This window comes from Hymenobacter montanus, from assembly GCF_014699115.1.
Taxonomy (GTDB): domain Bacteria; phylum Bacteroidota; class Bacteroidia; order Cytophagales; family Hymenobacteraceae; genus Hymenobacter; species Hymenobacter montanus.
Genome location: NZ_JACXAD010000039.1, coordinates 1 through 26,121, shown reverse-complemented (window position 1 = coordinate 26,121; position 26,121 = coordinate 1). Strand labels below are relative to the sequence as shown.

20 protein-coding genes and 1 tRNA gene are annotated in these 26,121 nt (G+C 59.8%); 14 read left to right on the top strand and 7 right to left on the bottom strand.

Annotated elements, in window-relative coordinates; translation table 11 throughout:
* Positions 1 to 636 precede the first annotated feature (636 nt).
* Positions 637 to 1,212, top strand: coding sequence for a fasciclin domain-containing protein (locus IC235_RS21430; protein WP_191007260.1), 576 nt, complete (start codon positions 637 to 639; stop codon positions 1,210 to 1,212).
* Between the two features lie 134 nt (positions 1,213 to 1,346).
* Here IC235_RS21430 and IC235_RS21425 read toward each other — a convergent pair whose 3' ends face one another.
* Entirely contained in the window at positions 1,347 to 2,522 is a 1,176-nt protein-coding gene (locus IC235_RS21425) for a DnaJ domain-containing protein (protein WP_191007259.1), read from the bottom strand.
* A 144-nt stretch (positions 2,523 to 2,666) separates the two neighbouring features.
* On the opposite strand from IC235_RS21425, the gene IC235_RS21420 reads away from it, so the two are divergent.
* The 5 genes from IC235_RS21420 to IC235_RS21400 all read left to right on the top strand — a co-directional run bounded on the left by IC235_RS21420 (position 2,667) and on the right by IC235_RS21400 (position 9,983).
* Positions 2,667 to 3,044 (top strand): phage holin family protein, encoded by a 378-nt coding sequence (locus IC235_RS21420; protein ID WP_191007258.1) that lies wholly within the window; start codon positions 2,667 to 2,669, stop codon positions 3,042 to 3,044.
* Positions 3,045 to 3,050: 6 nt separating this feature from the next.
* Positions 3,051 to 3,962 (top strand): hypothetical protein, encoded by a 912-nt coding sequence (locus IC235_RS21415; protein WP_191007257.1) that lies wholly within the window; start codon positions 3,051 to 3,053, stop codon positions 3,960 to 3,962.
* Positions 3,934 to 4,713 carry a geranylgeranylglyceryl/heptaprenylglyceryl phosphate synthase gene (locus tag IC235_RS21410; RefSeq protein ID WP_191007256.1) on the top strand — a complete coding sequence of 260 codons (780 nt, stop codon included), beginning with the start codon at positions 3,934 to 3,936 and terminating at the stop codon, positions 4,711 to 4,713. The genes IC235_RS21415 and IC235_RS21410 overlap by 29 nt, the downstream gene beginning before the upstream one ends.
* 739 nt (positions 4,714 to 5,452) lie before the next feature.
* Complete coding sequence (locus IC235_RS21405; protein WP_191007255.1) at positions 5,453 to 8,080, top strand: TonB-dependent receptor; 2,628 nt, start codon at positions 5,453 to 5,455, stop codon at positions 8,078 to 8,080.
* A 997-nt stretch (positions 8,081 to 9,077) separates the two neighbouring features.
* Positions 9,078 to 9,983, top strand: coding sequence for a hypothetical protein (locus tag IC235_RS21400; RefSeq protein ID WP_191007254.1), 906 nt, complete (start codon positions 9,078 to 9,080; stop codon positions 9,981 to 9,983).
* A gap of 224 nt (positions 9,984 to 10,207) precedes the next feature.
* Here the strand turns inward: IC235_RS21400 and IC235_RS21395 are convergent.
* A tRNA-Thr gene (locus IC235_RS21395) sits at positions 10,208 to 10,280 on the bottom strand.
* Positions 10,281 to 10,417: 137 nt separating this feature from the next.
* On the opposite strand from IC235_RS21395, the gene IC235_RS21390 reads away from it, so the two are divergent.
* The 4 genes from IC235_RS21390 to IC235_RS21375 all read left to right on the top strand — a co-directional run bounded on the left by IC235_RS21390 (position 10,418) and on the right by IC235_RS21375 (position 15,018).
* Positions 10,418 to 10,855: a hypothetical protein gene (locus IC235_RS21390; RefSeq protein ID WP_191007253.1), complete on the top strand. Its 438-nt coding sequence runs from the start codon at positions 10,418 to 10,420 to the stop codon at positions 10,853 to 10,855.
* Positions 10,856 to 11,084: 229 nt separating this feature from the next.
* Positions 11,085 to 11,345, top strand: coding sequence for a DUF4834 domain-containing protein (locus tag IC235_RS21385; RefSeq protein WP_191007252.1), 261 nt, complete (start codon positions 11,085 to 11,087; stop codon positions 11,343 to 11,345).
* Between the two features lie 160 nt (positions 11,346 to 11,505).
* Positions 11,506 to 14,073 (top strand): YfhO family protein, encoded by a 2,568-nt coding sequence (locus IC235_RS21380; RefSeq protein ID WP_191007251.1) that lies wholly within the window; start codon positions 11,506 to 11,508, stop codon positions 14,071 to 14,073.
* Positions 14,074 to 14,130: 57 nt separating this feature from the next.
* The gene (locus IC235_RS21375) at positions 14,131 to 15,018 is read left to right on the top strand and encodes a 1-aminocyclopropane-1-carboxylate deaminase/D-cysteine desulfhydrase (protein WP_317173633.1); all 888 of its coding nucleotides are present in this window, start codon (positions 14,131 to 14,133) and stop codon (positions 15,016 to 15,018) included.
* A gap of 104 nt (positions 15,019 to 15,122) precedes the next feature.
* Here IC235_RS21375 and IC235_RS21370 read toward each other — a convergent pair whose 3' ends face one another.
* The gene (locus IC235_RS21370) at positions 15,123 to 15,884 is read right to left on the bottom strand and encodes an SDR family oxidoreductase (RefSeq protein WP_191007250.1); all 762 of its coding nucleotides are present in this window, start codon (positions 15,882 to 15,884) and stop codon (positions 15,123 to 15,125) included.
* 197 nt (positions 15,885 to 16,081) lie between these two features.
* Between IC235_RS21370 and IC235_RS21365 the strand changes: the two genes are divergently transcribed.
* Entirely contained in the window at positions 16,082 to 16,681 is a 600-nt protein-coding gene (locus IC235_RS21365; protein ID WP_191007249.1) for a TetR/AcrR family transcriptional regulator, read from the top strand.
* 300 nt (positions 16,682 to 16,981) lie between these two features.
* Here IC235_RS21365 and IC235_RS21360 read toward each other — a convergent pair whose 3' ends face one another.
* On the bottom strand, positions 16,982 to 17,887 hold the full coding sequence (locus IC235_RS21360) for an alpha/beta fold hydrolase (protein WP_191007248.1): 906 nt from the start codon (positions 17,885 to 17,887) through the stop codon (positions 16,982 to 16,984).
* A gap of 86 nt (positions 17,888 to 17,973) precedes the next feature.
* Positions 17,974 to 19,173, bottom strand: coding sequence for a hypothetical protein (locus IC235_RS21355; protein ID WP_191007247.1), 1,200 nt, complete (start codon positions 19,171 to 19,173; stop codon positions 17,974 to 17,976).
* Positions 19,174 to 19,236: 63 nt separating this feature from the next.
* On the opposite strand from IC235_RS21355, the gene IC235_RS21350 reads away from it, so the two are divergent.
* Positions 19,237 to 19,872, top strand: coding sequence for a DUF4230 domain-containing protein (locus IC235_RS21350; protein WP_191007246.1), 636 nt, complete (start codon positions 19,237 to 19,239; stop codon positions 19,870 to 19,872).
* Positions 19,873 to 20,012: 140 nt separating this feature from the next.
* Here the strand turns inward: IC235_RS21350 and IC235_RS21345 are convergent, their stop codons facing one another.
* On the bottom strand, positions 20,013 to 20,579 hold the full coding sequence (locus IC235_RS21345; RefSeq protein WP_317173632.1) for a regulatory protein RecX: 567 nt from the start codon (positions 20,577 to 20,579) through the stop codon (positions 20,013 to 20,015).
* Between the two features lie 83 nt (positions 20,580 to 20,662).
* Between IC235_RS21345 and IC235_RS21340 the strand changes: the two genes are divergently transcribed.
* Both IC235_RS21340 and IC235_RS21335 read left to right on the top strand, forming a co-directional pair.
* Positions 20,663 to 21,586, top strand: coding sequence for a DMT family transporter (locus IC235_RS21340; protein WP_223847471.1), 924 nt, complete (start codon positions 20,663 to 20,665; stop codon positions 21,584 to 21,586).
* 214 nt (positions 21,587 to 21,800) lie between these two features.
* Complete coding sequence (locus tag IC235_RS21335) at positions 21,801 to 24,446, top strand: DUF5686 and carboxypeptidase regulatory-like domain-containing protein (RefSeq protein ID WP_223847470.1); 2,646 nt, start codon at positions 21,801 to 21,803, stop codon at positions 24,444 to 24,446.
* A 34-nt stretch (positions 24,447 to 24,480) separates the two neighbouring features.
* Here IC235_RS21335 and IC235_RS21330 read toward each other — a convergent pair whose 3' ends face one another.
* Complete coding sequence (locus IC235_RS21330) at positions 24,481 to 25,920, bottom strand: amidohydrolase family protein (RefSeq protein WP_191007244.1); 1,440 nt, start codon at positions 25,918 to 25,920, stop codon at positions 24,481 to 24,483.
* Positions 25,921 to 26,121: the final 201 nt, after the last annotated feature.

Genomic DNA, 26,121 nt, shown 5'->3' with positions numbered 1-26,121 from the left:
CCACTGCGCATCCGTTAATTCGTATCGTGCTGCCATCCCCTAAGTTAAGCTCCAGCACTTTTCAGACACTGCCTAGCCTCATATCGGCGGTAGGTTAGTAGTACTTCAACGAGACCCTGTGATTGAGAGCCGCGTAGCGGTCGTACCCGGTAGGGCGGGAGGTTGGTAGTACTTAAAGAGGTTAGATGGGTGAGAGCCGCGTAGCGGTGACACTTTCGGCTGTTGGCTCTGGTTTGGCCCGGGGTACCATGCTCTCCCAACCTCCCGCCCTACCGGGTACGACCGCTACCAGGCTAGTCCGCAACTTGGGTTGGCTATTTGTTTTCCTTTGGCCTGGTGCTAACTGGATAGCTTCAGCTTGAGATGCGTTGGCTCCGAGTACAGATGGTAGGGTTGCGGCCTCTGCGGGCAGATAAATTTCTGCGGAGTAAGGTACCACAGGTCTTGAGGTGCTTGGCGTGTTTGGAAGCAGGCTTGTGGGTTTTGATTCAGCCCGTACCAGTATGCCTGATGAACACGCTCGAATCATGCGATTTAAAGGCCGGGCTTACAAAATTATTTTCGGGGCAATCCGCTCGCGAAACCAGCAACGTAGGTGGGGTACCATTTACAACATCTAACCATTTACTTATAAAAATGAAAAAGCCCCTTTTTTCGCTTGCCATCGCGACCCTCTTGAGCGCTGCCCTCACCACCACGGTCTCGGCCCAGGCCATGATGACCCCCGGCACCGTAATGGTAGGCGGTGAGGCCATGTACCCCAACAAGAATATCGTGGCCAACGCCGTGAACTCGAAGGATCACACCACGTTAGTGGCCGCCGTGAAAGCGGCCGGCCTGGTAGAAACGCTGCAAGGCAAAGGCCCCTTCACCGTATTCGCTCCGGTGAACGACGCCTTCGAAAACCTGCCCGCCGGTACGGTTGAAACCCTGCTGAAGCCCGAAAATAAGGCTACCCTGACCAAAGTTCTAACCTACCACGTAATAGCCGGTAACATGACCGCCGACAAACTCATGTCGGCCATTAAAGCCGGCAAGGGCAAGGCTTCGCTGAAAACCGTCAGCGGCGGCACCCTGGTAGCGAGCATGAACGGCGCCCACAACGTGGTGCTGACCGACGAGTCGGGCAATACGGCCAGCATTTCGACTTACGACGTAATGCAGAGCAACGGCGTAATCCACGTTATCGATAAAGTGCTGCTGCCCAAGTAGTAGCTTTGTGCCGAACGCAAGAAACCGCCGCTGGTTCTGGGCCAGCGGCGGTTTCTTGCGTTTGGGGTAGTTGAGCAGCGCAGGCGCAAGCACTTCCTCAGCTAATGGTTGCCCTCCGGCTAAAACTTCAAAGGCTACTTCGGCAGACTATCTGACGGAAGTGAACGCTCGGGGTTACAGCGCTCTTCGGCCGTGCGAGCGAACTCGTAGCCCAGTCGCAGGGCCCGGCGATAGAACTCGCAGCTAGCGCCCGAGTCGCCGGTTTGAGCCGCTAGCCGGCCGAGCAGGAAGTGGGTGCGGCCGTCGCGGGGACGGGCTTGCAACACCTGGAAGTACTCGGCTCGGGCCTCGTCGTAGCGCCCCAGGGCCGTGAGAACCAAGCCCCGAACCTGCACGTAGTGCCACGGGACGCCCGCCTTGGCACGCTGGTGCTGGGCCAAGCCGTAGCTGAGGTCGACCAGGGCCTGTTCGGGCTGGTGTAGGTCGAGCAGCCGGGCTTCGCCCCGGGCCAGGTAGGCAGCGCTGAGGGTACTATCGAGCGCCAAGGCGCGGGTGTAGCTGAGTTCTGCCGCCGCGGGGCGGCCCAACTCACTTTGGCAGCGCCCGAGGCGCAGGAGGATGTCAGACGCCACCCGCCGGGATTGCGGGTGCTGCAGGGCGGCCTCAAAGTCGGCCTGAGCGGCCCGGGGGTTGTGGTTTAGCAGCTGCTCCAACTCGCCGCGGCGGCGCAAAGCCGGCGCGTAGTCGGGCCGGAAGTGCAGGGTCTCATCCATGAAGCTGTAGGCGGAGGCCAGCTGGCCCTGCCCGTAAGCGCGCAGGCCCTCGGCGTAGTTGCTGGTGGCTGTCACGCGGTCCATGGTAACCTTCAGCACTAGCCCGAACAGCACAATGCCCAGCACCAACAGCAGGGTCAGCGTCCAGTCGCGCCGAGTGAAGCGGGCCGGCTGGCGCGGAATGCGTTGATAATGCCGCTCGGTACTGCCCGCGGGCCGGCGCGTGCGTAGCGGGGCGGGCGGGGGCATGGGCACGCCGTACACGTGCTGGCTGGCGGGCCGGTACTGCTGCTGGCGCTGCGCTTCCTCGGCGCGGCGGGCCGCCTGGGCCAGTTGAAAATCGTAGGTGGCGCGGCGGCCCGGGTCACCGAGCACGTGGTAGGCGAGGGCAACGGCTTTAAACTGGTCTTCGTAACGGGCGTCACCGCCGTGCTTGTCGGGGTGATACCGGACCACTAACTGCCGGTAGGCCCGCTTGATTTCAGCGGCCGGGGCAGTGGGAGCTACTCCAAGGACTTGATAATGATTTTGACTCACGCTGGGGACCAAACACAAAGGACCGCACAAAAGTCAGCCGCACGCCAAAATTTTCCGTAGAACTGGCTCAGTCCGCGGCTTCTTTTCCATAGTTCTGCGGTAATGAAGCGGTTATTTTTTTCTGCCACCCCAATTTCGCGCCGTATGGCCTTCGACGACGACACCTCCAAAACACCTCGCAACGACAGCCTCATTGGCAATCTGACCGGCTACCTCGACACCCGTATCGACCTCGTGCGGCTGGAAGTTCAGCAAAAGGTTTCGACCATTTTCGTCAGCACCATTCATGGCGTCACCTTGGCGCTTTTGGGACTGCTGTTTCTCATCTTCCTGAGCATATTTGCCGGCCTAGCCCTCAACTCGGCCCTCGAAAGCTCCTTTTTGGGGTTCGGCATCGTGGCCGGCATCTACCTGCTCATGCTAATTCTGGTGCTGGTGGGGGTCGACAAGGCGGCCTTCCAGGGCCTTGCCAACAAGATGCTCAAGGATACTATCTATAAATCTGACAAACGCCAAGCTTAGCCTGCCATGAGTGACTTGCACAACCCTTTGTTCAGCGAAGAAAAAGAATTTCTCGAACGAAAAAAGCTGGAGTACGAGCGGGCCCTGCGCGGCGACGTCGACAACCTCAAGGAAAAATCGGTGCAGGTGGGCAGGGTAGCGGCGGTAGGGGCCGGCTTGGTCGGTGGTATCTGGCTCATCACCAAAGCCTTTAGCAGGAAGAAGCACCAGCGCCAAGCTCGGCAGTACAACGACCCCGCTTACGGCGCCGATTTAGGCCATGACGGCGATTTTGGTTATGAGGACTTTGGGCGCGGCGGCGATGGTGAGCAGGGCGGCTACGACGATGCTGGCGCGGAGTATTTTACGGCGGGTAATGGCCAGCGATATCCAAGCAAGAGGTACCAGAAGTCGGCCGCGGAATCGGCCCAGGTCTTTGCGGACTACGACCAGGCGCCCAATGAGGATGACGACTTGAGGTCGACCACCCCCGCGGCCAGGGTGCAGGCATCGTATTCGGCTAAGCCCGGGGCTGATCTGCACGGTGCTTTGCGCCAGCAGCCATCACCGTACGACCCGGAAGACTTCGAAGATGATCCTTTTCAGGACTTACCGTACGACGATAGCCGGCGCCTGCCAACCTCCCACGCCTTCGACGATGACAATGGAATAGAAAGCCGTTGGTCCGGCTCCGACCTGATTGGGAGAGCGTTACAGGCCTTTTTAAAGTCGGATACTGGCAAAATGCTGGTGGCGCAGGCCGCCGCCGTCGTGCTGGCTATGGTGACGAAAAAGGTGAGTGAGCTTTTCCCAGCCGACAAAAATGTCGACCTTGCGAGCTCCCCCGGCTACGCACCCGTCCGAACCGAGGGAACTCCTGCTGTTTCGCTCGCTTCTCCTGATTCCCCGGATGCGTCCACCCGTTCCTCTTCTATATGATGCGCTTTGCACGGGCCGGCAGCGCGGCCGCAAGGCGGTGGCCGTGCTACTGGACCCGGATAATATAACCGAAACCAGCCTCTTGCACGTGCTGAGTCTGGCGGCAATTCATCCAGTCGATTACTTTTTCGTGGGGGGCAGCTTGGTGCTGAGTTCGCACCAGGCTGCCCTCATTGCGTTGATTAAAGCGCACTCCACGGTGCCGGTGCTGCTGTTTCCAAGCCACAGCCTGCACCTGGACGGCCCGGCCGATGGGCTACTGCTGCTGTCGCTTATTTCGGGTCGCAATCCCGAGTTCCTGATTGGTCAGCACGTAGTCGCGGCCCCGCGCCTGCGAGCCAGCGGCCTGGAGCTGCTCTCCACCGGCTACATGCTCGTCGATTCGGGCCACCCAACGACGGCCTCGTACGTGAGCGGCACGGCCCCGCTGCCGCACGACAAGCCCACCATTGCCGCGTGCACCGCCTTGGCCGGCGAGCAGCTGGGCCTGAAGCTGATGTACCTCGACGGGGGCAGCGGGGCCCGAAACCCCGTGTCCGGGGCCATGATTAAAGCAGTGCGCGAAGCGGTGAGTACGCCGCTCATCGTGGGTGGGGGGCTCAACACGGGCGAGAAAGTGTACGCTGCCCTGGCCGCGGGGGCCGATGTCGTCGTCGTTGGCAATCACATCGAAGCCGAGCCAGCGTTTTTGGCAGAAGTGGTGAGAGTTGTGGCGTCATTCAACACCGTGGCGGCAGTTGATATTGCTTAGCGTAGGCCAAGGGCGGGGCCTTCATACCGGCCCCCGGCTTACGTGGCTCGGAAATCAGCCTTGTATACAGGCTCGTTTTCAGGAGTTGAATTAGGAGTAGCACCTTCCTGCTTTTCCAACGCCTGCTTTACTGCCGTTTTGAGCGTGACTGTGCTGAGTTGTCAAGCCGTAACCCTCCACGGTTGCGGATGGGCTTGGCTATGCTCATTCTGAGCAGGTGCCTGATGAGACTCCTTTCGGAGTGGTGCAGCTCTATGGTTTAAGTTCAAAATCGCCCCATCATTAGGCCAGCGGTTCCGGGTAACCTATTAATACGGCTGAATGCGAGCTAGCATGCGGAGCGTAGGGGCACAAGCAATTATAATTTAAATTGCAAAAATACAAAACAATATAGTCTTCGATTTTTGTCATAAAAAAGATTTAATCGGGCTATTTTACTGCTTTAACAGGCACTAAGAACAGTTTGCATAAAAAATCTAGGGAATATTAACCTCGGCCGGTAGTTTTAGACTTTATTATAATAATTTCATTTACTACTATTCAAATGCACCATATCTACTCAGTGCTGCTCGCCGCTGCTCTACTGCAGGCCTCTTCTGTTACGGCAGCTGTAGTACCTAGTCGTGAGGGTAATCCGCGACAGTCGGCTACTAAAAGAACTGCTGCCAAGCGTATAGCGGGTAAGCGCAGATTTAAGGCCCCGCCCACCGACCCGAGCGAATTCCCAATTCGCGGCGTAGTGCAAACCATTGCTGGCGAATCGTTGCCCGGTGCCACAATTTTTATTAAGGGCACTTTCATCGGCACGGCTACCAACCAGGTGGGGCAATTCGCGCTAAACGCCTCGTTCGCGGCCGGGGCCGTGGAGCTGGTTGTTTCCTATTTGGGTTACGAGACGCAGGTGATTAAACTCTCTGAGCCTGATCTGGCCCTGGATATCCGGATGGTGCCCAGCGCCGCGCTACTGAGCGAGACCGTAGTATCGGCCTCACGGGTAGAAGAAAACATTCTCCGGGCCCCGGTTACCGTCGACAAGGTATCGGGCCGGCAGCTTGAGCGCATTAGCACGCCCGAGATATTGGCTGGCCTGGGGACGCTGCCCGGCGTGGACGTAAACTCGGCCTCGATGCTGTTCACCAGCATCAGCACCCGCGGCTTTAACACCGCTAAGTCGGAGCGGGTAATTCAGCTGGTCGACTACATGGACACCGCTCTGCCGTCGCTCAACCTAAGCCCCGGCAACCTGGTCGGCATCCCGGAGCTGGATATGGAAAGCATTGAAATCATCCACGGGCCCGCTTCGGCCCTCTACGGTTCCAACGCATTGAGCGGCGTAGTGCTTTTCAATACCAAAGACCCATTTGTGTACGAAGGGTTGAGCGTGCGCCTGCGCGGCGGCGAGCGCAATCTGCTCGACGGCCAGGTGCGCTACGCCAAGAAGCTGAACGAGCGTTTTGCCTTCAAGCTCAATGCCAGCGCCTTTAAGGCCAAAGACTGGATTGCCAAAAACTACGAGCCCGTATCGTACTCAATCAACCCCTTGGGATCCCCGCTGGGCTACGATGCCGTGAACCGTTACGGTGAGCTTCCTAATACCTACTCACCCTTCCAGGATCCGGGCTACACGGTAAACCCGGAGCTGTACGGCCAAACCGTGTATACCCCGGGCTATACGGAGCAGGAGCTGATTGCCGACGACGAGCAAACGCGTTCCTACCGCGTGCAGGGCGCGGTATCGTACCTGGTGAATAACGACCTGAAGCTAACCGTCGAAGCCAAGCGCGGCGTAGGTACGTCGACCTACCAGAACCTGAGCCGGTTCCGGATGAAGGGATTCGGCACCAACCAATACCGGGCCGAGCTGAAAAGTACAAATAGCTTCATCCGTATTTATTCCACCGAGGACTTCTCCGGCAACAGCTACGAGATGGACCAGCTCGGCTATGCCATTGCTAATTCGCCGGGTGGCGGCAATCTGTCGTATGCCCAGCAGTACTTCTTTACGTATAACCAAGCGTACACCGCTGCTCGGGATCCTCGGCGCCCCGGTGGCCCGCTGAGCATGGCCAGCGCGCAGGCCGCCGCGCAGGCTGCAGCCAACAGCACCCAGCTGAAACCGACTGATTCCCAGTTTACGACCTTGCGCAACCAGGGCATTAACAACGACAAATTGAGCCAGGGCGCGCGGCTAAACTTCAACTCTTTTCTGAACGACGTCAGCGCTCAGCATAGCTTCAAGCTCGGCCAGGGCAGTACCAACCTGACCGTGGGCGGCGCTTACCGTCAGTTTCGCCTGGGCTCGGGCGGCAAACTATTCGCCGACACCGATGACCAGCGCATCGTAAACTACGAGTACGGAGGCTATGGCCAGCTGACCCGAACCCTGGTCGACGACCACCTGAAGCTGTCATTAGCGGGCCGCCTCGACAACTTCATGAACTTCTCGCCCTCATTCTCTCCCCGGGCCGCGGTGGTGTATTCGCTGGGTAAGAACATGCAGCACAACTTCCGGGCTAGCTACAGCAAGGCTTTCCGCAGTCCCACTCAACTCGACCAGTACCTACACGCCGACGCGGCCAGCGGCATTCTGCTCGGTAACGTGGGCAATGGCTTCAAGGGGTACGGTCAGATCAACAAGGATGGTGAGTACTATACGCTGGGCGCGCCGCTGGAGGGGTTCGAAGTGACGATTGAAAAGCTGAGGCTTGAGCGCGTCGGTACTTTTGAAATTGGTTACAAGGGCGCCATCAGCTCGGATGTGTACGTTGATGCCAGCTACTTCAGCAGTCGTTACGACGATTTCATTGGAGGCATCTCTTTCATCGGCAACGTCGACGGCACCCGGCCCACCTATCAGCAGGTGGTTGATGGGTACCTGTCCGGATTTACCGACCCCAGTGTCTCACCCGCCCGTTTTATTTATACGGCCACCAACAACAGCCAGGAGGTACATACCCAGGGCGCTACAATCGGTCTCACCTACTACATGAGCAAGGCGGTGAACATCGGCGGCAACTACTCCCTCAACGTGCTCAATAAGAGTAGCTTGCCCAAGGGCTTCATCACCTACTTCAACACGCCCAAGCACAAGTTCAATCTTCTGGCCAACGGCACCGTGTTGCGCAACCTCACCTACTCGGTTAACTACCGCTGGGTAGAAGGCCATGAGCAGGAAATGCCCTTCGATATCGGCCGGGTTAGCACGTACAGCACTACTGATGTGTATCTGGGCTACGCAGTCCCAAACCTATCCACCACGTTTCAGGCCGGGGTGTCCAATATGTTCAATGGCAACAATGTCCAAATTATTGCCGGCCCCCAGATTGGGCGAGTTGCTTACCTGGGCATCCTGCTGAACGTGAAGTAAAGTGCCGGAGTAGCCGGATAGGGTACTTAGTACATCACCAAAAGGCCCGCCGATGCGGGCCTTTTTTCGCTTAATATCGACCCGAATGCAGGTTGGCAACTGCGCAGTTGTGCTAGGCAACTGCTCAGAAGGGCGTGTATCGGTATAGCCGGCCCTTTAATTATTTTCTGAAGGCAATGAGCACCTGGTAAAGCTTCACCTAACAAGGTGGGAGATAAATTTTCCTAAAGACGATTACCCGAAAGGGGCTACAGTTACCGGTACTCGTTGATGACCAGCAGCTCGATGACAAAAAGCTTCTCAGTCGCTAAATCTGCTCATATTACACCCGCATCTGGCCGTCAAGGGCCCGAGGTCTTTGCTATGGTGGCGTAGCCGTCGAGGCTGCGGAAAGCGTAGGTGGCGGGTTTTGTAGCCATTTTGCTAGTGCTCCTCGGCCTGTTGCCATATTGATAGCCCGAAGAAGCGCCGCACCCTAATAGGGCAGACTTCAAAACCACCAGTTGCGCGACCTGGGAGCAATCTTTACGCCGACGTGCTGGGCGCTCATAGTGTGGTGCTCATCGCCATGCAAAAGAAGGCACCAAAGGACGATAGCCGCAGGTGTAGGTACTCAGAACTGACACCGGGACAAATGGAGAGGGGGCGCAAAAAGTACAGCAAGTTGCTTCGTGAGTATGCCTAGCAGCAGGCTACGCTACAGCAGTTTATAGAGCAGCCACTAGTACCCACTGTAGAGTCACCGCTGGGTCACCTCCTAATAGTCTGGCCTGGCAGCGTAAAGGCTACGGCACGATGAGCTTCTAACTATTTACCAGGGCCACCGCCCAACGATGCTGCAACAGCGGCGAGCGCAGCAGAGGCGGCCAACCACCAGCACCATAGCTCCTCCGAATTGCACGCCACCGTAATCTAACACGTTGGAATTTGAACAGATAAGCAGACCAATAGAGCCAACTACACTTACATTTGGCTGGTATCTCCCTTCTCCTTGTCTATGCAGGTATACACATTCTGGGCCCGAGCAACGCAGCATCACCCAGCAACAAATGGGCAGACTGCTGGCACCGTTGCCAATGGGCAGGCTGACCTCGTTGCCTACGCCGGCAGCGACATCAGCCTCGCTGATGCTCAAGCCCGGGCCGCCGAACTCCTCCAGCGCCGGCATGCCTGGCTGGAGGCCGAAAAAAGCTGGCCGCAGGAGTATCCTGTTGGTTCGCGGCCGTTGCGGGAGCAACTCCAGCAACGCGTGATGAATAGCCAAGGGGAGCTGATAGCGGCCATCACGCGCAACCACTACGGCAGCCGGGTGCTGAACTCGGCTCAGGTGATGTTTATCGACGTGGACGATCAGGATCTGATCCGGCCTTTACCCGACCCCACACCGTTCAGCCTCATCGGCTTCTTCAAGCGGCTGTTCAACCCACCCCCACCTGCGCCGCCGTTAGTCCCGCGGGAGCAACTCGATTTACGGCTGGCGGCTTGGCTACAGTTGTATCCGAGCTGGAATTTTCGGGTGTACCGTACGCGTCTCGGGTTTCGGCTGTTCGTGACGCATCTACTGCTAACGCCAGCTAGCCCAGAGGCGCAAGAAGTATTTGCCGCTATGCGGGCCGACAGCACGTACGTGCGCCTGTGCCTGGCCCAGGGCTGCTACCGCGCCCGCCTGGAGCCCAAGCCCTGGCGCGTTCGATTCCATCGACCACCCCACCGTTTCCCCTACGACACGCCCGAACAAGCCCGGCAGCACCTGGACTGGGAACAGCAATACACTGCCCACAGCCACGGCTATTCGGTGTGCGAGTGGGTGGGCGAGTACGGCAGCGGCCAAACCTGCGCCGAAGCCAAGCAGCTGGCTGATTTGCACGACACTATCTGCGTTGGAACAAATCAACTGGCGTAATCCCGGTCGATTAAAAGGGCACCCCCGGCCTTGTCTTTTTTATTGGTGCAAAGAACGGATTGAGTTACCATACCGGGGAGGGGGCGTTACGGGGGGCGTGTGTCCCGCCGTAAAGTGAAAGATTCGCGCCCAGGAGTACCGATTCCCCCAGACGCAAAAAACCCGGAAAACGGCTTTCGCGGTGCGAGAAGCGGTTTTCCGGGCGTTCCGGTAAGGGAGAGAGGAGCCTCTTATTGGACTCGAACCAACGACCTGCTCATTACGAATGAGCTGCTCTACCAACTGAGCTAAAGAGGCTTGTTTCCCGACTAACAATTTTAGAAGGGATTGCAAAGATAGGCGCTGCGCCAGAAGCCGCGCAACCCCTACGGCGGAAAAGTTTGACAACCCCACCGCGGGGCCGGCGTTATGAATGGCAGCTAATCTGTTCCTCTATGAAACTCCTGCCTTCCCTATCTGCCGGCCTGGCCGGCGCCGTGGCCCTAACTATCCTACACGAGGCTGCCCGGCACCAGCGCCCCGTCGACGCCCCGCGCATGGACGTGCTGGGCATGCGCGGCCTGCGCAAACTGCTGAGCAACGCCGGGGCGCCCCCGCCCGATAGCGACACGCTGTTTGGCCTGACCATGGCCGCCGATGTTATGTCCAATACGCTCTACTATAGCTTCGTAGGGAGCGGGCGGCACGCTGTGCGCTGCGGCCTGCTGCTGGGGTTGGCGGCGGGGGTAGGGGGCGTGGTGCTGCCCGGCCCGCTCGGCTTGGGCGAAGCCCCCAGCAACCGCACGCCCCAAACCCGCCTGATGACCGTTGCCTGGTACACCGTGGGTGGGCTGGTGGCCGGTCTGGTAGCGCGGGCCTGGCGTGGACGCTGACGCGGCGTTGGGGTAGTAACGGGATGGCGTTTAACGGAGGCTGAATCCTGCTACCTAAGCCAGGGCAGCTATTGCCATAGCCTGATCTAGGCAAAAGCGGCCAGCCAAAGAGCCCAGCTATCGGGCCGGCACCAAATACGGGCTCGAATGTGTTGCGGGGCCGACCCATTGTGGTTCCGACGACCGGTTGGAATTGTACCTTGCGGCGGCACTCACGTTTGAAGCACTTATGCGTTTCTGGCTAATCCTTATTCTCCTCTTTTTTGCCGTGCGCTACGTGCTGCCCATTGTGCTGCGAGTGGTGCTGACCGGCTTTGTGCGCAAGCAGATGCGCAATGGCGGCTTCGGAGTGCCGCCCCAGTCGCGGCCCGGTCCGCCCCCGGCCCCCGGCGAAGTGCGCGTCGACTACGTGCCCCCGATAACTCCGAAGGGTGAAAAGCCGCCGGGCTTCAAGGGTGGGGAGTACGTTGATTTTGAGGAAGTAAAATGATCTTGGGCGGCCTCAAGCCGCCAGGCGGCGCAAGCCGAGCGACGAGGCCTGGGTGGCTGAGTGGGCGGTGGGCCACTGGGTGGCGGCGGTGCCAGTGGGCCCTTCGCATGGTTCTACTGTACCTTCGGGCACGTTTTTGTGTCCTTTTCATTTTGCCCTGATGGCTGCTGCTCCTTCTGCTTCTTCTGTTTCGTCCGCGCCGTGGTGGCAGCGGGCTCTGCCGCACGTGCTGGCGGTGCTGTTCTTCGTGGTGTTGGCCTGCGTGTACTTCTCACCCATTGTGTTTGAGGGCAAGAGCCTGATTCAGCACGACATTACCCAGTTCCAGGGTGGGGCTCATGAGGCGCAGGAATACGCCAAAGTTATGGGCCGCGAAGCGCTGTGGACAAATTCCATGTTCTCGGGCATGCCCACTTACCTGATCAGCCTGCACTTTCCGGGCGACTGGTCGGGGTATCTGCAAAAGGCTTTAACCCTGGGGCTGCCGGCGGTAGTAGCCAACCTGTTTCTGGCCCTGCTGTGCGGCTACCTGCTGCTGGTGGTGCTGGGCATCCGGCCGCTGGTGGCCGTGGCTGGCGCCGTAGCCCTGGGCTTTTCGAGCTACAACCTGGCTATTCTGGCCGCGGGCCACAACACCAAGAGCTTGGCGCTGGCCTACGCCCCGCTGGTACTGGGTGGCCTGCTCGTCGCCTACCGCCGCGACAAGTGGCTGGGGGCGGCCCTGTTTGCCGTGGGCTTTACCCTCAACATGCGGGCCAACCACCTGCAGATAACCTATTACTTGTTGCTGCTGGTTGCTATCCTGGGGATTATCGAGCTGGTGGCGGCGGCTCGCGCCGGCGGCCTGCCCGAGTTTCTTAAGCGCACCGCGCTGCTGGGGCTGGGGGCGGCGCTGGCGGTGGGCGTCAGCTTCGGTCGCCTCTACACTACGCTGGAATACAGCAAATACAGCAACCGCGGCCGTTCCGAGCTGAAGGCCCCGCCGCCCACCGTGCCCGGCCAGGCGCCCGCCACCGACCCCGACGACACCAGCACGGGCGTGAACCGCGACTATGCTTTCCAATACAGCTACGGGGTGGGGGAGACCATTACGCTGTTAATTCCCAACTTCTACGGGGGGGCCAGCTCCATGCCGCTGGGTTCCGACTCCAACCTCGCCAAGGCCGGCTTGCCCGCCGAGTACCTGGCCGCGATGCCAACTTACTGGGGCCAGCAGATTTACACGGCCGGGCCGGTTTACATGGGTGCCGTGGTCTGCTTCCTGTTCATTCTCGGGCTTTTCGTGGTGGACAGGCGAATCCGCTACTGGCTGCTAGCCGGCACTGTTCTGTCGGTTCTGCTGGCCTGGGGTAAGAACTTCGAGACCTTTAACTACTTGATTTTTGATTGGCTGCCGGGCTACAACAAGTTCCGGGCGGTGAGCATGGCCCTGGTTATCGCGCAGCTGGCCATGCCCATTCTGGGAGCGCTGGCCCTGAGCCGGGTGTTGGGAGGAGGAATTAAAAATGAAGAATTAAAAATTAAAAATGCCTCACTTGTGGCTGGACAGCTCAACGACCAGAAGCAAGCTTTAATTTTTAATTCTTCATTTTTAATTCAAAAGGTGCTGTACGCCGGGGCCATTGCCGCGGGCCTGTGCGTGCTGGCCTACCTGGCCAGCTTCAGCTTCGACTTCGCGGCGCCCATCGATGGGGAGCTGACCAAGCAAGGCTTCACGCCGCAGCTGCTCGGGGCCCTGCGGGCCGACCGCGCCGATTTGCTGCGCAACGACGTGTGGCGGGGGCTGCTGTTCATTGGGGCGGCGCTGGGCGTGCTGTACTTCCACCTCAAGGGCCGGCTAAGCATGGCGCCAGCCGCCGGCATCATGGTGCTGCTGGTGCTGGTTGACTTGTGGGGCGTGGACAAGCGCTACCTCGGCACGGATAAGTTCCAGTCCGGAACCATCGCGGCCAGCTTCCAGCCCACTCCGGCCGACGAATTGATTTTACGGGATAAGGACCTGAGCTATCGCGTGCTGAACATGCAAAACCCCTTCAACGAGGCGCAGACGTCGTACTTCCACAAGAGCATCGGCGGCTACCACGGAGCCAAGCTGCGCCGCTACCAGGACCTGATTGAGCGTCAGATTTCGAATAACAATCAGCAGGTGCTCAACATGCTGAACACCCGCTATCTCATTACGGGCGATGCCAAGCAGCCAGTGCAGCGCAACCCCGGCGCGCTGGGCAACGCCTGGTTCGTGAGCCAGGTGAAAACGGTAAAGAGCCCCGACGAGGAAATGGCGGCCCTCAACACCCTCAACCCCGCCACCGAAGCGGTGGTGGATGTGAGTAAGTTTCCGCAGCAAAAAGCGGCGACCTACGAGGCTGCCGGGGCCAGCATTGCCCTGACCAACTACAGCCCCGACGAACTCAAGTACCGCTACAACGCGCCCCACGACGGGCTGGTCGTCTTCTCAGAAATCTACTACGCCGAGGGCTGGCAGGCGTATATCGACGGCAAGCCGGTGCCCCACCTGCGGGCCGACTACGTGCTGCGGGCCCTGCCGGTGCCGGCCGGTTCGCACACCATCGAGTTTAAGTTCGCGCCCAAGTCGTACGTCGTGGGCAACGGTGTTTCGCTGGCCGCCAGCCTGGCCCTACTGCTGGTGATGGTGGGCGCCGGCGTGTACGCCGTACGGCGCCAGCGGGTGGCCGACGCTACGGGGGCCGCTACGCTGGTCGCCTAGCTTCGGGGCAGGTCCCCGGCGATGAGTCGGCTCCGGTACCCTTTAGCCTAATGAGTTGTGAACGAGCTTTTGCAGGAAATCAACGAGCCCGTAGCTCATGCTCAGGGCGTGCGCCTGCTGCTGTGGCGCGACGACCTGATCAACCCCGACCTGCCGGGCAACAAGGCGCGCAAGCTCAAATACAACCTGGCTGCTGCCCGGCAACAAGGCCAGCGCACGCTGCTCACTTTTGGCGGGGCCTACTCCAACCACGTAGCTGCCGTGGCAGCCGCGGGCCGTTTGTATGGCTTCGACACCATCGGGCTGATTCGGGGCGATGCTCCGGCCGAGGGCCGGGGTTTGTCGGTGCTCAACCCCACGCTGGCCCAGGCGGTGGCCGATGGCATGGCGCTGCACTACTTGGACCGCACCGCCTACCGTCGGCGCTCCGAGCCGGCATTTATCGCCGAGCAGCTAGCGCATCTCGGGCCCGCTTACGTGGTGCCCGAGGGAGGTACCAACGCCCTAGCTTTGCCCGGCTGCGCGGAACTGGTCGCCGAAATCGGCCAGCGCACGGAGTTCGATGCCCTCGCCGTGGCGGTGGGCACCGGCGGCACGCTGGCGGGGCTGCTTACGGGGCTGGCGGGCCAGCGCCACGTTGTGGGAGTTGTGGCCCTTAAGAACGGCGGCTTCCTGCGCGCCGAAATCGACGCGCTGACCGAGGTGGCAGTAGATCAGACTTTTACTAACTACTCCGTCCAGACCGACTACCATTTCGGCGGCTACGCGAAGCATTCGGCCGAGTTGCTGACCTTCATTCAGCAGTTCCGGGAGCGGCATGGGGTGCTGCTGGATCCAATTTATACCGGCAAGCTGTTTTTTGGCGTGTTGGACTTGATTGGGCGCGGCTATTTCCGGCGAGGTAGCACGGTGGTGGCTATTCACACCGGCGGCTTACAAGCCTAGGCAGGCTGGCGGCAACGGTTTGGGAGTGCTGGATAAGCACCGCGCTACCCCTGACAAGGCCGGTTTGCACCACGCAAACCGGCCTTGTTATTTTCGGGAGGGGCTTAGTTCAGCACCGCATTCACGGCTATGCCGCCGTCTACGGTAAGTTCCGTGCCGGTGATGAAAGAGGCCTCATCCGACGCCAGGAACACCGCCGTTTTGGCGATTTCGCCTGGCTGCCCGAAGCGCTTGAGCAGCACCTTCTGGCTGAGCACCTGCGCAAAGCCGTCGAGCTGCTCCTGCGGCAGGCCGAGCTTGCCGTACACGGGTGTCTCGACCGGGCCGGGGCTGATGCAGTTCACCCGGATGCCCTGCGGGGCCAGCTCCGTGGCCAGCACCCGGCCCAGGGCCAGCACCGCCGCCTTGCTGGCGGCGTACACCCCCGAGTTAGGCATGCCCACCGAGGCGTTGACGGAGGTATTGAAGATGATGGACGCCCCCTCGCGCAGCAGCGGCAGCAACTGCTGCACCGTAAAGTACGCCCCCTTGAAGTTGATGCGCATGATGTCGTCGAAGTGGGTTTCGTCGGCCCCGCTCACGGGACTGAAAAACGCCACGCCCGCGTTGACGAACAGGATGTCCAGCTTATCAGCCAGCGGCTGCACCTGCGCGGGGAGCCGGCGCAGGTCGTCCATCACGCCCGCGTCCGACACCAGGCCGTGGGCCTGCTCGCCCAGGGCGTGGGCGGCCACTGCCACCGCGGCCGCGTCGCGGCCGGTGAAAATGACGCGCGCCCCTTGGGCAATGAACTCCTGCGCAGTCGCGTAGCCGATGCCGCTGTTGCCGCCCGTAATAAGAGCTACTTTGGTTTCTAACCGTTTCATAAAAGGGAATTGTTTAAGTTTTCTGAACGTTCGTTCCGAAACAAAGGTAGAGATACTTTCGGAATAATCGTTTAGTTAAAATAATTTTGTGCTCATCCCTACTGTCAACTGTTTCAAAATCGGCATTTGTGTCGTTGCCTTGCGGCCTGAAGCGCACCCGTTTTCGTAGTTTCACCCGACCATTTACGCCTTCCCTTATGGCCCGACCCCGAAAATTTGACGAAAGCGCCGTGCTCGGCCAAGCCCTGGACTTGTTTTGGCGACGGGGCTACGAGGCCACATCGATGGAAGAGCTGGTGCAGGGCATGGGCATCAACCGCTTCAGCCTTTACGACACCTTTGGCGACAAGCGCCGCCTTTACCTACGCGCCCTGCGCCGCTACCGCGAGGAGGCGGGCGGGATCGTGTGCCAGTTCTTGGCGCAGCCGCGCCCGGCGCTGGCGCTGGTGGGCGAGCTGCTGGCCACTACGGTGGACGAATCGACGGGTGCCCAGCGCCAGCGCGGCTGCTTCATGGTCAACTCGGCCGTGGAAGTGGCTCCGCACGATGACGAGGTGGCCCAGGAAGTGGTGGCCAATCAGCGGGCCATAGAAGCGCAGCTGGCGGCGGTGCTGGCCCGCGGGCAGGCCGAGGGCAACATCACCCGCCGGCACCCGCCGGCCGCGCTGGCCGCCTTTGTATTCACCACCCTCAATGGCCTCAAGGTGATGGGCAAAATGAACGCCGACGCTGGTGCCCTACGACAGGTGGCCGACGTAGCGCTGGCCGGGCTGGCGGCGGGCGTGGGGGCAGCGTAACAACTAGAGAGGGGCCCGGTCAAAACGAGGCAATGCACCTCAACGCATGAAAAAGACTCTACCGCCATCTAGCGGCAAACGGGCTACGCGCTGTTTGCTGCTAGCAGCCCCGATAACTCAAAAATCGAAGTGCTGGCCAAACCGGTCGGCATTAGCGAATCCTCGTTCCACCACTTCGCCGACCTGGAAGTTTTCACCGAGATGCTGCTGGTCTTCAACGGAGAGCAGACTACTAACCCGTCCGTTTACCTTTTGGACCAACCTTTTAACACAGGCCACTATTGGGGGCATGACTTAGTCTCAAGCTTGCGCAGCCTGCCACTTCTTCAGCACTTGCACGAATTCTTTTGGGCTTTCAAGTTCCGGGAAGTGCCCACAGCCCTCGAAGTGGTGGACCTGAGCGTTTGAAAAGAAGCTTGTTGACGAATTCGGGTCACTTCTCTTGTGTGACCTATCCAGGTCACCCCAGATGGTAATAGCCGGGGCGTCTACTTTGATAAAAGTGGGCTGAGTTTTTTGGTGGAAAAGCCCCTGCGTTAAAGAAGCCAGGCAAAAACAGCCTCCCTGGCGGAGTTTCTTCGCACTCAATTGATAGAACTTCGCGTCATACTTGTGCTTAGGAAGCGCGTAGTCATACCATTTCCGCGCTACCCACTTATCTGCGAGAAACATGACCAGCTGGCCTACCAGAGGTTTATTGACTAGGTTATAAGTGTCAATTTTTTTGGCCCAGGCCAATTCATGTTCCCAGGCAGGAGCTTGCATAGTAATGATGCCCTCCACCAAGGCGGGATGCTTTTCTGCAACTTTTACTGCTACATACCCCCACACACACGGAAATGCCAATATAGTAGGGCCTAAATTCAATTTTTGGAGTAGCTCAGCCGCAATGTCTGCATAGCTAACAAGACTATAGTCGAAGTTTAGCTTTGTGGGTAATGAGAATCCCAGGCCGGGTAGCTCAAAAAGCACGACCTTGTATTCGTCTTTCAGTAAATCTGCCAGCACTTCGTAGTGCTCAATTACATTAGGCGGGTCCGGCACAAACGCAATCGTTTTTGCACCCGAACCAACAATTTTATACCGGATAATCGAATTTGATAATTCGATGAATTCATGCCCCGCGCTGACTTCGTTTTTGTGTTTTAAAAGTGCTCCTTTTTTTACAGAAAGGAGCAAGTTGTCTACCCATTTAGAATTCAGCATTGGGCTCTTTATTAAAATGTATGGGCGCTATTGCACAAGCAAGTTATATATTTTCTGGGCTCAACCATGAGCGGCTTAGCGTAAGTTTAGCCCCTGGCCACTATGAGAAGGCCTGAACGGCGGGGTGAGCTTGTAGCAGTGAGCCAGCGGGTGGTTACTTCCAATGTGGCCAGGGCGAATACCACCAGCAGTACCGGTGCTAAAAAGCGCACGTCCCAGTCGTCGACCGTGAGCATGACGATGATGGTTTGAAGGATGAAGACCGCGCTTAAAAACACCCGGGCCGGGCGCCAGATTTTTCGTTTTCGGGCCGCCAGAGCTGCCAGCCAGTAGGCTGGCCAAAGCACCAGCACGCCCGTTACGCGGTGGGCCAGGGAATAATGGGGCTTGAGATAGCTAACGAAAACGAACAGCTTACCCAGGAGCAGTCGCCCGAAATACGTGGGGTTATGGACGGCAAAGTACAGTACCCGCATCACCGGGCCGGTGCCGGGCGGCGGCAGGCTTAGCGGCTGGGCCTGGTGCACGGCCCAGAGCTGATAGCGAAAGATGAGCTCGCCCCGCTGGTAGGTATCGATCAAATGGTAGGTAGCCAGTTGGTGATTGAGCCCCCGCCACAGCAGCGGGGAGAGCAGGGCTACCAGCAACAGCGCCGCCCGCCACGGTCGGCGGTTGGGCTGCCGCCGCAACGCGTCGAGCCCGGCCAGCCCCGCGGCCAGCCCCACCAGAAAGCCGTTGGGCCGGGCCAAAGCCGTCAGCAACAGCACCAAAACCAGCCAGAGCCAGTCCCTGGGCCGGCCGTCGCGCATCCGGCTGAAGGCTCCGTACGATAAGGCTACTAAGCTAGTAAATAAGGATTCAGTGAGTAGAAACACATTGAACCGCTGGATGTCGGGCCAGGCGATAAAGAGAAAGGCCGTCAGGGCCGCGGCCAGCTGGCTGCCCCCGGCCAGCCGGCGCGTACCCTGGTATACCGACCGTGTAGCCAACGCCGAAACCGCCAGCTGCCCCCCGATGATGCCCCACCAGCCCCAACCCAGCCCCAGCCAGATGCTCTGAAACAGGGGATATAGCACGTAGCGCAGGTTGTGCCCCGGCTCGAAGTAGCCGCGCTCGGCGATGGCGGTGGCATACTCAAGGTAGCGGGCGCTGTCGTTGGCGAAGTGAGGCCCCCGAAACTGCCGCAGAAACACTACTTGCACCAGCACCCAGAGGCCCGCCAGCAGCGCGGGGTGGTGGGGCCACAGGCGCCGGCCGAGCGAATAAAAGACGGGGAATAAGCGCATGGCCGCAAAGCTAAGGGGTGGCTGAGCCGAACGCTGAGGCCCGGCGCCCGTACTTTACCCGCTATGAACCTAATCCGCGTTATCCGTCGGCTGCTGCCGCTGTTGTTCCTGGTGGGCCTGGGCTGGTTTCTGTGGCGCAAAGTGGGGCCGGTACTCGGGGGGCTCGGCTCGCTGGGCGAGGCTACGCCGCAGGTAACCGTGACGCACAATACCGTGCTGAAGCAGGTAGAAGCCCTGGGCCGCCTGGAGCTGGTGCGCTACCGCTTCAAAGATGTGGTGGAGTACAAGCGCCGCACCTATCGGTTTTTGCCGGAGTCGAAGGTAGCCCTGGTGGTGGGGGGCGAGGCGGTGGGCTGCATCGACTTGCGCAAGCTGAAGCCCCAGGACATCGTAGTAGAGGGCGACTCGGTGGTGCGCGTGGCGCTGCCGGCCCCCGAGCTGTGCAGCTTCCAGATTAACCACAACCAAAGCCGCGTTTTTAGCACCGAAAACGGCTTTTTTCAGGATGCCGAACTGGTGGACGAAGGCTACAAATACGCCGAGGCTCAGGTGCGCAACGCCGCCCTGCAGGCCGGCATACTAGCCGAAACCCAGCGCAATGCCGAGCAGCTACTGCTGCCCATGCTGCGCACGCTCACGGGGCGGCGCGTGGTGCTGGGGCAGCAACTGCGGCTGCCCGCGGTCGGGCCTAAGCAGTAAGGCGTGAGCCAAAGCGCCACCGTGCGGGTGGGAAGCGGCCTTGACGACGTTTCGTAAAACCATGACCCTCCTGTGCTGTCGCAACCACCACCCCGATTTGCTTACCGGCGCGGGAACGCGGCGCGAAGCCTCCGCGCCACTTACTCTTCTTCCGGAACCTTGCCTAAATCGTCCAGCGCGATTTTTATTAGGTCCTGCTCGTAGCCCTTACTGGTCAGGTACTGCGCTATTTTCATCCGGCGCGCCCGCGGGTTCGGCTCTTTTTCCTGGCGGTCTTTCTTTTCCAGGAGGTCGACCAGGTTCTGGTAGTACTCTTCGCCGTCAATCTCTCTCATCCCCGACTTGATGCAGTACTCGCTAAGCCCTTTCTGCTTGAGCTCCTGCATAATGCGGCGGCGGCCCCACTTCTTGTGGCGGTAGTGTCCGCGCACGAATGCTTGGGCGAAGCGCTCCTCATCAAGCAGCTTTTCGCGGCTGAGGCGAATGATGATTTCGCCGGCTTCGTCCTCATTCAACCCGTAGGTGCGGAGCTTCTGCTCGACTTCTTTTTGGGTGCGCTCCTGGTAGGCGCAGAAAGCGGCAATCTTCTGCAGGGCTTCGCCGGGCGTGTACTGCTTGGGCGTTTTGTCGGGGCTTTTAAACATGGAGCGAATATCAATCAGCAGCCAGCAGCCGTTCAGCTGCCATCGTGTGCCTCTTACTAACATTGCGGGTCGAAGTTCGTTTCTTATTCGAGTGCCCACCCGCAATATAAACCAGCCGGAGCCTGTCGTTAGCCGCTACCTATTGAATGCTGAATGAGATAACCCCCGGCATCCGGCTGATGCTGCTGAGCACCTTATCAATTGCGGGCATGAATGCCTGCGTAAAACACCTGCACCACCTGCCCGCCCTGGAAGTTATTCTGTTCCGGTCGCTCTTCTCCATTGCGGCCAGCTTCGCGGCCTTGCGGCGCCTGGGTGTGGCCCCGTTCGGTAACAACTACCTTCTGCTTATCAGCCGGGGCAGTACGGGGGCCTTGGCGCTCATGTGCTACTTCCTGACCCTGCAGCACTTGCCGCTGGCCACGGCCGTCACCGTGCAGTACCTGGCCCCGATTTTTACGGCGGTGCTGGGTATTTGGATGGTCGGCGAAGCGGTGCGCCCCTGGCAATGGGTGTTCTTTGCGCTGAGCTTTGGGGGCGTGGTACTGGTGCAGCAAAGCGGACCCGCAGTGGCGGTGGTCGACCCGACCGGGCCCGTTGGCACCGGCCGCGTATTCCTGGCCATTGGCGTGTTGGGAGCGCTGCTTTCGGGGCTGGGCTATAATGCCATTCGTCAGTTGCGAGGTCGCGAGCACCCGATGGTCATCGTCTTTTACCTTCCGTTGATTTCGCTGCCCCTGGCCACCGTAGGCTGCCTGCTACACTGGCAGACGCCGCAGGGAGCCGACTGGCTCTGGCTGTTGGCGTGCGGCGCGCTCACCCAGGCCGCGCAGGTGGCCATGACCCGCGCTTACCAGCTGGAACGCCTCAGCCGGGTGGCGCCGCTCAATTATCTGGGCATGCTTTACGCCCTCGGGCTGGGATACTTATTCTTCGCCGAAAGCTTCGGGCCCGCCACCTGCGTCGGTATGGCGCTGGTGCTGCTGGGAGTGGGCCTGAACGCCTGGTATACTAGCCGCCGCGACACTAGCCGAGGAAAAGGCGCTCCTGCGACCGCGAAACTAATGTAATTATTAATAGCCAGTGGTTTATATAAGTCCTATTGGAGTAGCTAAGGCAGTGTCGGTGTTGAAAAAACGGGTTGAGGCTTAGCGAAGCCGGTGGGTTGCGGGGGCCGTAGCAGCAACATAAACCCCCAGGCAACGCTTCTACTTCAAATGGCATCAGGTGGAACCGGGCCGTAACTTAGGCGAGCCTTTTCTATCGCTGTTTTCTGATTTTGGTATGCCAGTGCTTACGTTCCGTTCACTTGTTTTCGCTTTACTTATAATTGGTTTACCACGCTTTAGTCAGGCTGGGGTAATCAGGGGTACGGTGACTGGGGCCAATAAGCAAGGGTTGGCTTTTGCCAATGTGGCCGTGCGCGGCTCGGCCACGAGTACCGGTTCCAACGAACAGGGTGAGTACCAGCTGCGGCTGCCCGCCGGGCAGTACGAGCTGGTATTCCAGTACGTGGGCTACCGGCCGCAAGTCCAGCCCGTGCGCGTGCTCGGGGGCGACTCGGTACTGACGGTCAACGTCACACTGCAGCCCGAAGCCTACAATTTGGGCGAAGTGGTGGTGAAGTCCAGCGACCGTGACCCAGCCTACGCCATTATTCAGCAGGCGCAGCAGTGGCGGGCCTATTACCGGCGCGAAGTTGCCGCCTACCGGGCGCGCATCTACATCAAAAGCCTGGGGCGCATCAACGAGACCCCAGCCAAAATTATGGGCTTGTTTAAGCTCGGCCCCGACATCAAGAAAGGCATCTTTTACTTGTCCGAAAGCCTTTCCGACTTCAGCTTCACCCAGCCCAACGTCATCAAGGAGCGCATGATTTCGAGCCGGGTGAGTGGCGACTCGCGGGGCCTGAGCTTCAACCGGGCCAGCGCGGGGCGCAACCTGGGTTTCTACGAGAACCTGATCAAGCCGGCTTTTTCCGAGCGGGGCTTCGTGTCGCCCATCGCCAGTAATGCCATGCTGTTCTACAAGTACGAGCTGGTGGGTAGCACCCCGCAAAATGGGGTGGTAGTGCACAAAATCCGGGTGATTCCGCGGCGGCGCACCGACCCCGTTTTTTCGGGCTTCATCTACATTGTCGACGGCTCCTGGCGGATTCATTCCGTGGATCTAAATCTCGACAAAGACGCCCAGATTGATTACGTCGACGAGCTGCACGTGGCCCAGCAGTACGCGCCCGCGCCCGGCAACCCCAACGTCTGGCTTATTCAGTCGCAGCAGGTGCGCGCCAACCTGTCGGGGCTGGGCTTTAAGGGCTCCGGCTACATCACCGCCGTGCTGTCGAACTATGCCAACGTGATACCGACCTATCCTACGCCGCCCGCCGCCACAACCCCGCCGCCTGCCGCGCCCGAGGGCAAAGCCGCCCCGATGGAGCAGGAGACCGCGGCCCAAATCCGGAAGCGCAAGCCCGACCTGAGCGGCCTCAGCCGGCAGGTGCGCAGGCAGGTGAAGCGCGCCCAGCGCGACTCGTTGAAAAATGACCCCTTTGCCCGGATGCCGCGCGGCGAAGTGCAGCTGGTGGAGAAAGGCGTAAACGAGCGCGACTCGGCGTATTGGGACCAGGTGCGCCCCGTGCCGCTCACCGCGGAAGAACGGAAGGATTACCACGTCAAGGACAGCACGGAGGTTATCCGCAACTCGCGGCCCTATCAGGACTCGCTCGATAAAGTCCGCAACAAGTTCGAGCCCATCAACCTGGTGCTGGGAGGCTACACCTACGTCAATACCTTCAAAAAACAATCGGTCACGGTGCAGCCGGTGGCTCAGATCTTTCAGTACAACACCGTGGAAGGGGCGGTGCTTAACGCCCAAGCCATCTTCAGCCAGCGCACCGACGACCGGCGCTTCGTCACCCTGACGCCCACGCTGCGCTACGGCTTTAGCAGCGAGCAGCTGAACCCCAGCCTGACCGCCAACTGGCAACTGCACCCGGCCAAACTCAAGCATATCGGGGTGGTGGCGGGCCGGACCATTGAGAACTTCGACCGCAACTCCCAGCTCACGCCGGCCATCAATACCATTTACACGCTGTTCGACAACCGCAACTACGCCAAGCTCTACCGTCGCGACGGCGCCGAGTTTACTTACTTCACCGAGCCCCTGAATGGCCTGAACCTACGGGCCGGCGCCGGCTACTTCGACCGCCGCGAGCTGTTCAATACCACCGACCGCCTGCTGCGCGACGTGCCTGGGCGGGCCTTTACGCCTAACCGGCCCGTGAGCGAAGAGCTGCCCGATACCGGCTTTGGCCGCAGCCGCCTCCTCGCCCTATCACTATCGGTGGATTACCGGCCCGGCCAACGCTACATCAGCCGGCCCGATGGCAAGTTCAACCTGGGCTCGAAATGGCCCACCTTCAACGTGCAGGGGCGCCTGGCCGTACCGCGGGTGCTCGGAGCCGAGGTGCGCTACCTGCTGTTGCAAGCCGGCGTGCGCGACAACCTGTCATTGGGACTACTAGGGACCAGTAGCTTACGCGTGAACGTGGGCGGCTTCGTGGGCAAGCAGGAGGGGCTGACCTTCGCCGACTACCGGCACTTCTCGGGCAACCAAACCATCCTGGCCGGCAACTTCAGCAGTTTTCAACTGCTGGACTACTACCGCTTCAGTACCAACAACACCTACCTGGAAGCCCACTACGACCATCATTTCAACGGGTTCTTTCTCAATTATATTCCCTTGGTACGCCAGTTGAAATGGCAGGAAGTAGTGTCGTTGAACTACCTCACCACCACGCAGGCGGGGCACTACGTGGAAGTAGGAGTAGGAATCGAGCACATCATCAAAGTGCTGCGCGTTGATTTCTACACCGCGCTGCAAAGCGGCGAGCGACTGGGCACCGGGCTGCGGGTCGGCATTGGGTTTTAGCCGGTAGCTTATTGTACGAAGTGCAACAGGCGCCCTATTGGTTTTTGACGTTCCGCAGCAGGTTGGCCAACGCGGCGGCGGGATAGGCCCTGCCCCGCGAAATCACGGCATCGATTTTCCTGATGTTGCCGATGTTTTGGAGCGGATTGCCGGTTAGCAGTACCAAATCGGCGTCCTTGCCCAAGGCGATGGTGCCGGAGCGGCCCGCCGCCCCCATAAATTTAGCCCCATTAATCGTTGCGGCTTGCAACGCCTGGAGGGGCGTGAGGCCGGCTTGCACCAGCAGGGTCAGCTCCTCCTGCAGGGAGTGGCCCGGGTAAACGAACGAGTTGAAGGGCCCACTGTCGGAGCCCGCCAGGATGGTGACTCCCGCCTGCTGCATCAGCGGCACCAGACTTGTAAGCTTGGTATTCAGCTTCTGACTGAAAGCCCGGGCCGAGGGCGACTGCTGGCGGGCCTTGGCCGACCGCCGCGCATACGTGGCCTGAATCCCTGGGTCGAGATAGGCTCGTAGCGTGTCATGGCGGTGGTCGTTTCTGGACGGCTCAGCCAGGCTTCTTTGACTGTAGAGCGTGGGCACGACGGCGGTGTGGTGCTTGGCCATTAACCGGAAGATGTCCGCAGCTGCTACCGGGCTGTAGGTGTCGTACGCAGCCGGCAGCCCGGCAAACAGCCCCAACGCGCCCGGCGGGTTCAGGCTATTGCCCGCCAAGGTGGTGAGACTATCCTCCTTGCCGGAGCAAGCCTTGAAAACGTAATAAAGGTGCTCCGTGGCGTCGAGGCCGCGCTTCACGGCCTGGCCCAACGTTACGGAGCCGGGCAGTTGGCCGGTGGTTTTCAGGCCCCGCCGCTGGGCTTGCCGGATGGTTTCGAGGTAGGCCGGGCCGGAAATCGTGCTGTCGTCGATTTTAACGTAGTCCACCCGCAGCCGTTGCAGCGAATCGAGGGCCTGGTGGATTTGAGCGGGCGTTTCCACGCCGAGCGAGCCGGGCCAGTAAGCCTGCGGGCCATCAATCTTGGGCCCTGAGGTGAAGATGCGCGGGCCGGGCAGCTTGCCCGCGTCCATGTCCTGGCGCCACTGCAGCACGCTGGGCGTCATGTCGCCCCCGGCGTCGCGCACCGTGGTGATGCCGTGGGCCAGGAAAAGCGCCAAGGTCTTTTTGTTGGCGGCAATCAGGCTGTCGCCGCCCCGAAAGTGCACGTGCATATCCCACAGGCCCGGAATGAGGTAGCGGCCGTTGCCGTTAACGTACTGCCTGGCGGCGTAGCTGCCCTTATCAGCCGGCTCAATGGTTATGATCTTTCCCCGCGAGATGGCCACCACTTGGTTGGCTTGTAGTTGGCCCGTCACCACGTCTACCACCGTCACGTGGTTGATGACCACGTCGTAAATCTCCAGCCTCGTGGGTCGTCGGGCGCAGGCGGCCAGCAGGGCGACCATACTTAGGCCAAAGAATAATTGATAAACTTTCATGCAAAGAGTGTGGCAGACAGCAGTTAGTAAAGGTAGTTGGGGGCGCGCACCGAGACTACTCTGTTGAGCAGGTTCCGCAGTTATTTATCAACCTTAATCTTCCGCCGCGCTCACACAGCCGTTCCTAGAGCACTTCTCAAGTTAGTGTACGTGGTAGCCACAATGGTCAAACCAGTTTTTCGCGTCGGCTTCGGTGACCCA

Bases quoted from the DNA above. Each gene is read 5' to 3' on its own strand.
- IC235_RS21355 (WP_191007247.1), bottom strand. From the start codon at position 19,173: ATGCGCTTATTCCCCGTCTTTTATTCGCTCGGCCGGCGCCTGTGGCCC.
- IC235_RS21370 (WP_191007250.1), bottom strand. From the start codon at position 15,884: ATGAAACGGTTAGAAACCAAAGTAGCTCTTATTACGGGCGGCAACAGC.
- IC235_RS21350 (WP_191007246.1), top strand. From the start codon at position 19,237: ATGAACCTAATCCGCGTTATCCGTCGGCTGCTGCCGCTGTTGTTCCTG.
- IC235_RS21430 (WP_191007260.1), top strand. From the start codon at position 637: ATGAAAAAGCCCCTTTTTTCGCTTGCCATCGCGACCCTCTTGAGCGCT.
- IC235_RS21345 (WP_317173632.1), bottom strand. From the start codon at position 20,579: ATGTTAGTAAGAGGCACACGATGGCAGCTGAACGGCTGCTGGCTGCTG.
- IC235_RS21365 (WP_191007249.1), top strand. From the start codon at position 16,082: ATGGCCCGACCCCGAAAATTTGACGAAAGCGCCGTGCTCGGCCAAGCC.
- IC235_RS21420 (WP_191007258.1), top strand. From the start codon at position 2,667: ATGGCCTTCGACGACGACACCTCCAAAACACCTCGCAACGACAGCCTC.
- IC235_RS21340 (WP_223847471.1), top strand. From the start codon at position 20,663: ATGCTGAATGAGATAACCCCCGGCATCCGGCTGATGCTGCTGAGCACC.
- IC235_RS21385 (WP_191007252.1), top strand. From the start codon at position 11,085: ATGCGTTTCTGGCTAATCCTTATTCTCCTCTTTTTTGCCGTGCGCTAC.
- IC235_RS21410 (WP_191007256.1), top strand. From the start codon at position 3,934: ATGCGTCCACCCGTTCCTCTTCTATATGATGCGCTTTGCACGGGCCGG.
- IC235_RS21360 (WP_191007248.1), bottom strand. From the start codon at position 17,887: ATGCTGAATTCTAAATGGGTAGACAACTTGCTCCTTTCTGTAAAAAAA.
- IC235_RS21380 (WP_191007251.1), top strand. From the start codon at position 11,506: ATGGCTGCTGCTCCTTCTGCTTCTTCTGTTTCGTCCGCGCCGTGGTGG.
- IC235_RS21330 (WP_191007244.1), bottom strand. From the start codon at position 25,920: ATGAAAGTTTATCAATTATTCTTTGGCCTAAGTATGGTCGCCCTGCTG.
- IC235_RS21335 (WP_223847470.1), top strand. From the start codon at position 21,801: ATGCCAGTGCTTACGTTCCGTTCACTTGTTTTCGCTTTACTTATAATT.
- IC235_RS21400 (WP_191007254.1), top strand. From the start codon at position 9,078: ATGCAGGTATACACATTCTGGGCCCGAGCAACGCAGCATCACCCAGCA.
- IC235_RS21390 (WP_191007253.1), top strand. From the start codon at position 10,418: ATGAAACTCCTGCCTTCCCTATCTGCCGGCCTGGCCGGCGCCGTGGCC.
- IC235_RS21415 (WP_191007257.1), top strand. From the start codon at position 3,051: ATGAGTGACTTGCACAACCCTTTGTTCAGCGAAGAAAAAGAATTTCTC.